We start from the raw sequence: 11,702 nt of genomic DNA, 5'->3' as shown, positions 1-11,702 counted from the left end.
GATGCCTTTGACACCAGTGCTGTCCCGTTACTGGGACGAGCCCCGTTCCTGGACCCTCGACGCCTACCGTCGCCACGAGGGCTATGAGGCACTGAGCAAAGCCCTGGCGATGGACCCCGACGAGCTCATCGCGACGGTGAAGGCCTCGGGCCTGCGCGGACGCGGGGGCGCCGGATTCCCGACCGGGATGAAGTGGTCGTTCATCCCCCAGGGGGACGGCAAACCGCACTACCTCGTGGTCAACGCCGACGAATCCGAACCCGGAACCTGCAAAGACATACCCCTGCTGCTGGCCACACCCCATGTGTTGATCGAGGGCATCATCATCGCGGCGTATGCGATTCGGGCCTCGCACGCGTTCATCTACGTTCGAGGCGAAGTGATTCCGGTGTTGCGGCGCCTACAGACCGCGGTCGCCGAGGCATATGACGCCGGACTCCTCGGCAGCGATATCCTCGGGTCCGGATTCGACCTGGAACTGGTGGTCCACGCCGGGGCCGGAGCGTACATCTGCGGTGAGGAAACCGCACTGCTCGACTCCCTCGAAGGCCGACGCGGCCAGCCTCGTCTGCGTCCCCCGTTTCCGGCGGTTGCCGGTCTCTACGCCAGCCCCACCGTTGTGAACAATGTCGAGTCGATCGCCAGCGTTCCGCCGATCATCCTGCGCGGCAACGATTGGTTCCAGAGCATGGGCACAGAGAAGTCGCCCGGTTTCACCCTGTACTCGCTGTCCGGCCACGTCACCACCCCTGGCCAGTACGAGGCCCCACTGGGCATCACCCTGCGTGAACTGCTCGACTACGCGGGCGGCGTCCGGGCCGGCCACCAACTCAAGTTCTGGACACCTGGCGGTTCTTCGACGCCCCTCTTCACCGCCGAGCACCTCGACGTCGCCCTCGATTACGAAGGCGTCGGCGCGGCCGGTTCGATGCTGGGTACCAAGGCATTACAGGTCTTCGACGACACCACCTGCGTGGTCCGAGCGGTACTGCGTTGGACCGAGTTCTACGCCCACGAATCCTGCGGAAAGTGCACGCCGTGCCGCGAGGGCACGTATTGGCTGGTCCAGATTCTGCGTGACCTGGAGAACGGCACCGGCACCGCCGCTGATCTGGAGAAGCTCCTCGACATCTCCGACAGCATCCTCGGAAAATCGTTCTGCGCTCTCGGCGATGGTGCGGCCAGCCCGATCATGTCCTCCCTCAAGTACTTCCGCGACGAGTACATCGAACACGTCCACGGTGGCCGATGTCCTTTCGATCCGGCCAGGTCCACGCTGTTCGAACCGGCCGGCTCCACGCTGTTCGACCAGGTAGGTGCCCCATGACCCTGACCAATAATTCGGCCCCGGGGTCGGCCGCGACCGATCTGGTCGCGATCACCATCGACGGCACCGAACTCAAAGTTCCCAAGGGCACGTTGGTCATCCGCGCCGCGGAGCTGATCGGCGTGCAGATCCCCCGATTCTGTGACCACCCGCTCCTCGATCCGGTGGGCGCCTGCCGACAATGCCTTGTCGAGGTCGAGGGCCAACGTAAACCCCTGGCCTCGTGCACCACCACGGTCTCGGACGGGATGGTGGTCCGGACGCAACTGACATCCCCGGCTGCGGAAAAGGCGCAGCGCGGCGTCATGGAGCTGCTGCTGATCAACCATCCCCTCGATTGCCCGGTCTGCGACAAGGGTGGTGAGTGCCCCCTGCAGAACCAGGCCATGTCCAGCGGGGCGGCCGAGTCCCGGTTCGAGGGCGTCAAACGTACGTTCCCCAAACCGATTCCGTTGTCATCGGAGGTCCTTCTCGATCGCGAACGTTGCGTGCTGTGTGCGCGCTGCACCCGGTTCTCGGATCAGGTTGCCGGTGACCGGTTCATCGACTTCCTCGAACGTGGCGCCCAGCAACAGGTCGGGATCGCCGAAGATGCGCCCTTCGAATCGTATTTCTCCGGTAACACCGTGCAGATCTGCCCGGTCGGCGCACTGACCGGGGCGGCATACCGATTCCGGGCCCGCCCTTTTGATCTGGTGTCCAGCCCCAGTGTGTGCGAGCACTGCGCCGATGGCTGCGCGCAACGCACCGATCACCGGCGGGGCAAGGTGCTGCGACGGCTGGCAGGCGACGACCCCGAGGTCAACGAAGAGTGGAATTGCGACAAGGGTCGATGGGCCTTCACCTACGAGACGTCGCGGGACCGGATCACCACGCCGCTGATCCGAGACGCCGAGGGCAATCTGGTTGCCGCATCCTGGCCGCAGGCTGTTGCCCTTGCCGCGGCCGGTCTGAAGTCGGCAGGTACCCGCACCGGGGTACTGGTCGGTGGCCGGGTCACCGCGGAGGACGCCTACGCGTACGCGAAGTTCGCCCGAGCGGCTTTGGGCACCAACAACGTCGACTTCCGAAGCCGGGCGCATTCGGCCGAAGAGGCGTCCTTCCTGGCTTCCCGGATCGCCGGCCGCCCGATGGCCCTGACCTATTCCGATCTCGAGAAGGCGCCGACCGTTCTGCTCGCGGGATTCGAACCAGAAGAAGAATCGCCGATCATCTTCCTCCGCCTGCGCAAGGCGGTCCGCAAACGTGGACTGACCGTGATCTCGATCGCGCCCTTTGCCGGCAATGGCCTGAGGAAGATGTCGGGCGGCCTGGTCAAGGTCGCGCCCGGCGGCGAACCTGCTGCGCTGGAGCAACTTCAGGGCTCCGACCTACTTCGTGAGCCGGGCGCGGTCATCCTGGTCGGCGAGCGGCTGGCCCAGGTTCCGGGAGCGTTGACCGCCGTGGGCGCACTCGCCGACGCCACCGGGGCATCGATCGGCTGGGTACCGCGACGGGCGGGTGAACGGGGAGCACTCGAGGTCGGCGCGATCGGTAACCTCCTGCCCGGTGGCCGACCGGTCCGTGACCGGATCGCACGCGCCCAGGTGCGCCAGATCTGGGGTACCGAGTTGCCACCTACGCCGGGGCTCGAAACCGCCGAAATCCTTTCGGCCGTCGCAGCAGGGGATGTCGAGGCGCTGGTGGTCGGCGGTGTGGAGCTCGCCGATCTGCCCGATCCCGACGCGGCGCTGGCCGCGCTTGTCGCCGCACCGTTTGTGGTGAGCCTCGAGATGCGGGAAAGCGACGTCACCGACCACGCAGACGTCGTGTTCCCGGTATCGCCCGTGGTTCGCAAGAGTGGCACGTTCGTGGACTGGGAGGGACGTCCACGCTCGTTCGAAGCCGCCCTGCCCAGTGACGGCGCGATGCCCGATCAGCGAGTCCTCGATGCGATCGCCCGCCAGATGGGCCGGGACATCGACCTTCCCGACGCGGCCAGTTCACGCGACGAACTCGGTCGGCTCGGGGCCTGGGACGGCGCCTTCGAAACACACTCTGCAACAGCATCTGCCTGCGTACCCGAGACCTCACCGGGACGAGCGGTACTGGCCGGCTGGCGAATGTTGCTGGACTCTGGGCGCCTGCAGGACGGTGAACCGCACCTGGCAGGCACCGCTCGGCGTCCGGTGGTGCGGCTGTCGGCGGCCACCGCTGCCGAAAACGGCCTTCATGACGACGAATTGGTCACGGTGAGCACCGAGCGCGGTTCCATCACGCTGCCGCTGGAGATCACCGACCTGCCCGATCGTGTCGTGTGGTTGCCACTGAACTCCCCGGGCAGCTCGGTCTATTCGACCCTGGGACCGGCTGTGGGACAGTCCGTCCAGATCACTCCGGCAGCCAGGGTGGAACGCTCATGACCGACCTGTCCGCCTTCGGCCACGACGCGTGGTGGCTGATCGTCATCAAGGCCCTGGCGATCTTCGTCTTCCTGCTGCTGACCGTCCTGATCGGCATACTCGCCGAGCGCAGGGTGATGGCCTGGATGCAGACCCGCGTCGGTCCGAACCGGGTGGGTCCGATGGGTTTGCTCCAAAGCCTGGCGGACGGGGTGAAACTCGCACTCAAGGAAGGGATCATCCCGGCCGGGGTCGACAAGCCCATTTATCTACTCGCACCGATCATCTCGGTGGTACCGGCCATCATGGCGTATGCGGTCATCCCGTTCGGTCCCGAGGTATCGATCTTCGGGCATCAGACACCACTGCAGCTGACCGACCTGTCGGTGGCCGTCCTGTACATCCTCGCGGTCACGTCGGTGGGGGTCTACGGGATCGTGCTCGCCGGCTGGTCGTCCGGATCGACCTATCCCCTCCTCGGCGGCCTGCGGTCGAGTGCGCAGGTGATCTCCTACGAGATCGCCATGGGCCTGACCTTCGCCGCGGTCTTCCTCGACGCCGGGACCATGTCGACCTCGGGCATCGTCGCGGCGCAGGACGGCACCTGGTACGTATTTCTGCTGCTGCCCTCGTTTGTGGTCTACGTGATCTCGATGGTCGGTGAGACCAACCGTGCGCCTTTTGATCTCCCGGAGGCCGAGGGTGAACTCGTCGGCGGCTTCCACACCGAGTATTCGTCGCTGCGTTTTGCGATGTTCATGCTCGCCGAATACATCAACATGGCCACCGTGTCGGCGCTGGCGGCAACCCTGTTCTTCGGCGGATGGCATGCACCCTGGCCGATTTCGATCTGGGATGGCGCCAACTCGGGATGGTTCCCGTTGATCTGGTTTGTGGCCAAGGTCTGGGGATTCCTGTTCTTCTTCATCTGGCTGCGCGCCACCCTGCCGCGGCTGCGCTATGACCAGTTCATGGCGCTGGGCTGGAAGATCCTCATCCCGGTCTCCCTGGCCTGGGTGATGGTCGTCGCCACGGTCCGCGCGCTCCGCAACGAGGGATACAGCAGCGCCACCGCCGTCATCAGCGTGGCCGGGGTGGTTGTCGCACTGGCCCTGATCGCGGTCCTGTGGAGAGTCTTCCGAGGCATGCGCGACCGCCGTCGCGCCGAACCCGAACTCGTCGAACGTATAGAACCGTTCGATGCCATGGCGGGCGGATTCCCGGTCCCACCGATCAAGGAGAGCAGCGATGCGTAACCCACTCGAGCCCCTGGCCGGTTTCGGTGTGACCTTCCTGTCGATGTTCAAGAAGAACAACACCGAGCTCTACCCCGAGGTGAAGAATCCCACGGCCGCCCGATATCACGGGCGCCACCAACTCAACCGGTACGCCGACGGACTGGAGAAGTGCATCGGCTGCGAATTGTGCGCCTGGGCCTGCCCGGCCGATGCGATCTACGTCGAGGGCGCCGACAACACCGAAGACGACCGTTACTCACCGGGCGAACGTTATGGCGTTGTCTACCAGATCAATTACCTGCGGTGCATCGGCTGCGGGTTGTGCGTCGAGGCCTGCCCGACACGCGCTCTGACGATGACCAACTTCTACGAGATGGCCGACGACAACCGGGCCGACCTGATCTACGGCAAAGACCAACTGCTCGCCCCACTCGCCGACGGTATGACGCCACCGCCCCACGCGATGGCACCCGGGAGCACCGACGAGGACTACTACCGCGGCAACGTCATCGGTGAGGTGATGCCGCCGAGCACGCCCCGGTGACGCCCCGCCGATGAGACCCGAAGGAGAATCGCAGTGAACAGCCTGTTGTCCGCATCGACACTTGCCGCGCAGCCGCTGACCGAGACGTCAACCGCTGAGGCGGTGCAGTTCTGGATCCTCGGCACGATCGCCGTCCTCGGCGCCCTCGGCGTGGTGTGCTCGGCCAAAGCGGTGTACTCGGCGGTCTTCCTGGCGATGACCATGATCATCCTTGCCGTCTTCTACATCGCACAGGGTGCGATGTTTCTCGGCGTCGCGCAGGTGGTGGTGTACACCGGCGCGGTGATGATGCTCTTTCTGTTCGTCCTCATGCTCGTTGGAGTCGACTCGACGGATTCACTGGTCGAAACCCTTCGGGGACAACGACTCGGAGCAATCGTGGCCGGGCTCGGATTCGGGATCCTCATCATCGCCGGTGTCGGCAGCGCCTCGGTCACCGCCTTTGCCGGAGTCGAGGACGCCAACGCGGGTGGCAACGTCGAGGGTTTGGCCGAGATCATCTTCATCCGATACCTGTGGGCATTCGAGTTGACCGGCGCGCTACTGATCACCGCCACCCTCGGCGCGATGGTGCTCGCCCATCGGGAACGACTCGTCCCCAAGGCAACCCAGCGGCAGATGTCCATCAACCGGTTCCGCGACGGTGAACGCGCCACACCCCTGCCCAATCCCGGTGTCTACGCCCGCCACAATGCGGTCGACATGCCGGCGCGCCTACCCGATGGTTCCTATTCCGACCTATCGGTCAGCGACGTCCTCGTTCCCCGCGACCCGACCGGTCCGTCTCCCGCAATCCGCGACACGGAGCGCCGATCATGAATCCGGAGAACTACCTCTATGTTTCGGTGCTCCTGTTCACCATCGGGGCCGCCGGTGTTCTGGTCCGCCGCAACGCCGTCGTGGTGTTCATGTGTGTCGAGTTGATGCTCAATGCCTGCAACCTCGCGTTTGTCACCTTCGCCCGCATGCACGGCAATCTCGATGGCCAGGTGATCGCGTTCTTCACCATGGTCGTTGCCGCCGCGGAAGTTGTTGTCGGCCTGGCGATCATCATGATGATCTTCCGCACCCGTCGCTCGACCTCGGTCGACGTCGCCGATCTGCTGAAACTCTGATCCGCCATGGACAAACTCATCTGGGTCCTTCCGGCACTGCCCCTCGCGGGGGCAGCGGTTCTGTTGTTGGGCGGTCGGCGCACCGACCGATGGGGACATCTACTCGGCTGCCTGATGGCATTGGCGTCGTTTGTGTTCGGTGTCGTCTTGTTCCTCGACATGCTCGGCACATCCACCGACGACCGCTCGATGGATCAGACCCTGTTCACATGGGTTCCGGTCGGAGAACTGCAGGTCGACTTCGGGTTACAGCTCGACCAGCTCTCCATGTGTTTTGTTCTGCTGATCACCGGCGTCGGGTCGCTGATCCACATCTATTCCGTCAGCTACATGGCAGACGATCCTGGAAAACGCCGGTTCTTCGCATATTTGAACCTCTTTCTGGCGGCAATGCTGCTGCTGGTGCTCGCCGACAACTACCTCGGCCTGTACCTGGGCTGGGAAGGAGTCGGTCTGGCGTCATACCTGTTGATCGGTTTCTGGCACGAACGGCCCGCTGCGGCAGCCGCCGCGAAGAAGGCCTTTGTGGTCAACCGGGTCGGCGACATGGGCCTGGCGATCGGCATGATGATCATGTTCGCGACGTTCGGCTCGGTTGGCTTCTCCGAGGTGTTCGGTGGCGCCGGCGAGGCCGGCGAAGGAACACTGACCGCACTGGGACTCATGCTGCTACTCGCGGCCTGCGGAAAATCAGCTCAGGTCCCGCTGCAATCCTGGCTCGGTGATGCCATGGAGGGCCCGACCCCGGTCTCCGCGCTGATCCACGCGGCCACCATGGTCACCGCAGGCGTGTACCTCATCACCCGCTCGGGACCGATCTTCAATCTGGCGCCGAATGCCCAACTGGGCGTGGTGATCGTCGGTGCGGTGACCCTGCTCTTCGGCGCGATCATCGGCTGCGCAAAGGACGACATCAAGAAGGCACTGGCCGCATCGACCATGAGCCAGATCGGCTATATGGTCCTCGCTGCCGGGCTGGGCCCGGCCGGGTACGCGTTCGCCATCCTGCACCTGATCACCCACGGGTTCTTCAAGGCCGGGCTCTTCCTGGGCGCCGGTTCGGTGATGCACGGCATGAACGACGAGACCGACATGCGCCGGTACGGCGGGCTGCGGACCCTGATGCCGATCACGTTTGTCACCTTCGGGCTCGGATACCTCGCGATCATCGGCATCCCACCGTTCTCCGGATTCTTCTCGAAAGACAAGATCATCGAAACCGCCTGGGCGGCAGGTGGTGCCAAGGGCATCATTCTCGGCACCGTGGCGGTGCTCGGCGCCGGGATCACCGCGTACTACATGACACGCGTGATGCTGTTGACCTTCTTCGGGGACCGGCGGTGGGCAGCCGACACGCACCCCCATGAGTCGCCGACACTGATGACCGCGCCGATGATCGTGCTTGCCCTCGGGTCGGCGGGAGCAGGCGGACTCCTGGTACTCGGCAGCTCGCTGCAAGACTGGCTGGAACCCGTTGTCGGGGAACACCACGGACACCTCGGAGTGCCGGTCTGGGTGATCACCGTCAGCACCCTGGCCGTGGTGCTCGTCGGGGTGGGGATCGCCTACCGCCAGTACGCCGGGCGCACCATTCCCGACGTCGCCCCCGACGACGTGACACCGTTGACCAAGGCCGCCCGCCAGGACCTCTATGGCGACGCATTCAACGAGGAAGTGTTCATGCGTCCCGGCCAAAAGCTCACCACTGCACTGGATGTGGTCGACACCAAGGGAGTTGACGGCGTCGTTCGCGGCGTTGCAACTGCGGTGTCGGCGTTCTCGGGTGGCGCGCGTCACCTCCAAACCGGTTTTGTTCGTTCGTACGCGCTGTCGGTCTTTGCCGGCGCCGCCCTGGTGGTCGCGATGATGATGGTGGTGAGGGTGTGGTGAGCGACGTTCCCTGGCTGACACTGTTGTGGGCGGTACCCGCCGTTGGCGCTGTCATCATCCTCAGCATGCCACCGCGGATGCGCGAGCATGTGAAGTGGATCGCCCTGGCCACCTCGGCGGTGGTACTCGCCATCGCCATCGGCCTCGCGATCGACTTCGACACCGGCGGTGCGCAGTTCCAGTTCGTCGAATCCAGGTCGTGGATACCGGCTTTCGGCGCGAGCTACGCGCTGGGAATCGATGGGATCGCGTTGGCTCTTGTGCTCCTGACGGCAGTTTTGTTGCCGCTACTGCTGATCGCCGGCTGGCATGACGCCGACCCGGAACGACGACGGGCCACACACCGCTACGTGGCGCTGATGCTCCTGGTCGAGGCGATGGTGATGATCTCGTTCACCGCACTCGACATCCTGCTCTTCTACATCTTCTTCGAAGCCATGCTGATCCCGATGTACTTCCTCATCGCCGGATTCGGGAGTCCCCGCGAAGCCGGAGAACGCACGCGCGCGGCGGTGAAGTTCTTGCTCTACAACCTCGTCGGCGGTCTGGTCATGCTGGCGGCGGTGATCGGACTGTACGTGGTCACCGTGGATCACGGCGGTGGCACCTTCGATTTCCGCGAGATCGTTGCCGCGATCTCGTCGGGCGCACTCGACGTCGATCCCACCGTGGCCAAGGCGCTGTTCCTCGGGTTCATGTTCGCCTTTGCGGTCAAGGCCCCGCTCTGGCCCCTGCACACCTGGTTGCCCGACGCGGCCGTTCAGGCGACACCTGCCGGCGCCGTGCTCATGATGGCCGTTGTCGACAAGGTCGGCACGTTTGCGATGTTGCGCTACTGCGTCCAGCTGTTTCCCGATGCCACAAGGTATTTCACACCCCTGATCATCACCCTTGCCGTGATCGGCATCGTCTACGGCGCGATCCTGGCGATCGGGCAAACCGACATGATGCGACTCATCGCGTACACGTCGATCTCCCACTTCGGCTTCATCATCCTTGGCATCTTCGCGTTGACCAGCCAGGGACAAGCCGGATCGACGCTGTACATGGTGAACCACGGGATCGCAACGGCCGCACTCATGCTCATCGCCGGCTTCCTGGTCACCCGGCGCGGCACCCGCAACATCGCCGACTACGGCGGGGTCCAGAAGGTCGCTCCGGTCATGGCCGGGACGTTCCTCGTCGCAGGGCTTGCCACCCTGTCGCTACCGGGCCTGGGGCCCTTTGTCAGCGAATTCCTGGTCCTGATCGGCACTTTCACCCGCTATCCGGTGGCCGCGATCTGCGCCTCGATCGCCCTGGTCCTGGCTGCCCTCTACGTGCTGTGGATGTTCCAGCGCATCATGACCGGACCGGTGTCGAAGGGCAACGAACGGATAGGCGACCTCAAGCGACGCGAGCTCATGGTCGTGGCACCGCTCATCGCCCTGCTGCTGGCGCTCGGCATCTACCCCAAACCTGTCCTGGACGTGATCGATCCCGCTGTCGGCCACACCCTGACCGTCATCGACGAACAAGATCCGGCGCCCGCTGTCGCCGTACCCGACGGAGGACCACGATGAACTCCGCTGTAGACGTGTTGCCGGCCCCGTCCATCGAATACGCCCAGCTCTCACCGATGCTGATCGTGTTCGGGGTGGCGGTGGTCGGCGTGCTGGTCGAGGCCTTTGCACCGGCCCGGTATCGCTATGGCGGGCAGCTGGTGTTGAGCATCGGAGGCTTGGCAGCGGCATTCATAGCTGTTGTGGCACTTGCCGGTACCAGTGCATCGGCAGCGGTGGGTGCCGTTGCCGTCGACGGCCCCGCGCTGCTGATGCAGGGCACCATCCTGGTCGTGTCGGTGTTGGTCATCCCGCTCATCGCGCAGCGGACGTCGGTCGGAGTCGCAGCGGCCGCCGGGGTGGGCACCGCCACATCGGGTGGACGAGGTGTCCTGGACGCGTTCACCTCTGCGGCCGCGACCGTACCCGGCAGCGAGAACGAGCACACCGCAACGCGGGCCGGGATCATTCAGACCGAGGTCTTCCCACTGGTCATGTTCGCGGTCGGCGGGATGCTGCTGTTCCCGGCATCGGACGATCTGCTGACGATGTTCATCGCCCTCGAAGTGCTGTCGCTGCCGTTGTATCTGCTCTGCGCGCTGGCCCGCCGACGTCGGTTGCTGTCGCAGGAGGCAGCGCTCAAATACTTTCTACTCGGCGCCTTTTCGTCAGCGTTCTTCCTGTTCGGCGCCGCGTTCCTCTACGGGTACGCCGGGTCTGTCCAGCTCGACGAGATCGCGGCAGCCGTCGACGCCGACACCGCCGATCGGACTCTGGCGCTGATCGGTGCCGGGCTGGTGTCGGTGGGGCTGCTCTTCAAGATCGGCGCCGTGCCCTTCCACTACTGGATCCCCGATGTCTATCAGGGCGCTCCCACCCCGATCACCGCCTTCATGGCCTCGGCCACCAAGATCGCTGCGTTTGGTGCGGTCCTGCGCGTCTTCTATGTCGCGCTACCAGACCTCAAAGATGATTGGCGTCCGGTGATGTGGGCGGTCGCGATCGCGACCATGGTGCTCGGTTCCGTTGTTGCGATCACCCAGACCGACATGAAGAGGATGCTGGCGTATTCCTCGGTGGCCCACGCCGGATTCATCCTCACCGGTGTGATCGCGATCAGCCGAGATGGCTTGTCGTCGACCATGTTCTACCTGGTGGCCTACGGCTTCAGCACGGTCGGAGCTTTTGCGGTACTGACGTTGGTCCGGGACGGTGCGGGCGAGGTGACCGCGATGTCGCGGTGGGCCGGACTCGGTCGCCGGTCACCGGTGGTGGCAGCAGTGTTTGCTCTGTTCCTGCTGGCTTTTGCCGGCATCCCGCTGACCAGTGGATTTGTCAGCAAGTTCGCGGTATTCGAAGCTGCCGCCTCAAGCGGAGCCGTACCGCTGGTGATCGTGGGTGTACTCAGCAGTGCGATTGCCGTGGTCTTCTACATCCGGGTGATCGGGTTGATGTTCTTCACCGAGCCCGATGCCGAACCCGATTCCGATGCCCCGACGGTGGTGGCACCCAATCTCGCGACCACCGTGACCATCGGAATCAGCGCCGCCGCCACCGTGTTGATCGGCATCTTCCCGCAACCGCTACTCGACCTCGCCGACAATGCCGCGGTGTTCTATCGCTGACATCTCGGACCGCCGGATAAAGTGGAACGTGTTCTATATTC

The 11,702-nt window shown here is 64.5% G+C and carries 9 protein-coding genes; all 9 read left to right on the top strand.

The annotated features are described in order from the left end of the window. Position 1 precedes the first annotated feature (1 nt). Genes nuoF through nuoN form a run of 9 tightly spaced genes read left to right on the top strand, consistent with a single transcriptional unit; the run spans position 2 to position 11,661 of the window. Positions 2 to 1,327, top strand: a complete 1,326-nt coding sequence (gene nuoF / locus AC1TQG_RS11190; protein WP_482136975.1) for an NADH-quinone oxidoreductase subunit NuoF — start codon at positions 2 to 4, stop codon at positions 1,325 to 1,327. Beyond that, on the top strand, positions 1,324 to 3,729 hold the full coding sequence (locus AC1TQG_RS11185; RefSeq protein ID WP_482136974.1) for an NADH-quinone oxidoreductase subunit G: 2,406 nt from the start codon (positions 1,324 to 1,326) through the stop codon (positions 3,727 to 3,729). Before nuoF ends, AC1TQG_RS11185 begins: the two co-directional genes overlap by 4 nt. Beyond that, positions 3,726 to 4,964: an NADH-quinone oxidoreductase subunit NuoH gene (gene nuoH / locus AC1TQG_RS11180; protein WP_482136973.1), complete on the top strand. Its 1,239-nt coding sequence runs from the start codon at positions 3,726 to 3,728 to the stop codon at positions 4,962 to 4,964. Before AC1TQG_RS11185 ends, nuoH begins: the two co-directional genes overlap by 4 nt. Next, positions 4,909 to 5,490, top strand: coding sequence for an NADH-quinone oxidoreductase subunit NuoI (gene nuoI / locus AC1TQG_RS11175; protein WP_482136972.1), 582 nt, complete (start codon positions 4,909 to 4,911; stop codon positions 5,488 to 5,490). Before nuoH ends, nuoI begins: the two co-directional genes overlap by 56 nt. A gap of 42 nt (positions 5,491 to 5,532) precedes the next feature. Then, complete coding sequence (locus AC1TQG_RS11170) at positions 5,533 to 6,309, top strand: NADH-quinone oxidoreductase subunit J (RefSeq protein ID WP_482137328.1); 777 nt, start codon at positions 5,533 to 5,535, stop codon at positions 6,307 to 6,309. Further along, positions 6,306 to 6,605, top strand: coding sequence for an NADH-quinone oxidoreductase subunit NuoK (gene nuoK, locus AC1TQG_RS11165; RefSeq protein WP_482136971.1), 300 nt, complete (start codon positions 6,306 to 6,308; stop codon positions 6,603 to 6,605). Before AC1TQG_RS11170 ends, nuoK begins: the two co-directional genes overlap by 4 nt. Before the next feature lie 6 nt (positions 6,606 to 6,611). Then, complete coding sequence (gene nuoL, locus AC1TQG_RS11160; RefSeq protein ID WP_482136970.1) at positions 6,612 to 8,495, top strand: NADH-quinone oxidoreductase subunit L; 1,884 nt, start codon at positions 6,612 to 6,614, stop codon at positions 8,493 to 8,495. Then, positions 8,492 to 10,057 (top strand): NADH-quinone oxidoreductase subunit M, encoded by a 1,566-nt coding sequence (locus tag AC1TQG_RS11155; protein ID WP_482136969.1) that lies wholly within the window; start codon positions 8,492 to 8,494, stop codon positions 10,055 to 10,057. The genes nuoL and AC1TQG_RS11155 overlap by 4 nt, the downstream gene beginning before the upstream one ends. Further along, the gene (gene nuoN, locus AC1TQG_RS11150; RefSeq protein WP_482136968.1) at positions 10,054 to 11,661 is read left to right on the top strand and encodes an NADH-quinone oxidoreductase subunit NuoN; all 1,608 of its coding nucleotides are present in this window, start codon (positions 10,054 to 10,056) and stop codon (positions 11,659 to 11,661) included. Before AC1TQG_RS11155 ends, nuoN begins: the two co-directional genes overlap by 4 nt. Positions 11,662 to 11,702 lie beyond the last annotated feature (41 nt).

The sequence above is a fragment of the Williamsia sp. Y844 genome, assembly GCF_056786475.1.
This window is presented reverse-complemented; position numbering and strand designations above follow the sequence as displayed.

Excerpts from the sequence above, each read along its gene's own strand:
- nuoH (WP_482136973.1), top strand. The coding sequence starts at position 3,726 with ATGACCGACCTGTCCGCCTTCGGCCACGACGCGTGGTGGCTGATCGTC.
- nuoF (WP_482136975.1), top strand. The coding sequence starts at position 2 with ATGCCTTTGACACCAGTGCTGTCCCGTTACTGGGACGAGCCCCGTTCC.
- AC1TQG_RS11185 (WP_482136974.1), top strand. The coding sequence starts at position 1,324 with ATGACCCTGACCAATAATTCGGCCCCGGGGTCGGCCGCGACCGATCTG.
- nuoK (WP_482136971.1), top strand. The coding sequence starts at position 6,306 with ATGAATCCGGAGAACTACCTCTATGTTTCGGTGCTCCTGTTCACCATC.
- nuoI (WP_482136972.1), top strand. The coding sequence starts at position 4,909 with ATGCCATGGCGGGCGGATTCCCGGTCCCACCGATCAAGGAGAGCAGCG.
- nuoL (WP_482136970.1), top strand. The coding sequence starts at position 6,612 with ATGGACAAACTCATCTGGGTCCTTCCGGCACTGCCCCTCGCGGGGGCA.
- nuoN (WP_482136968.1), top strand. The coding sequence starts at position 10,054 with ATGAACTCCGCTGTAGACGTGTTGCCGGCCCCGTCCATCGAATACGCC.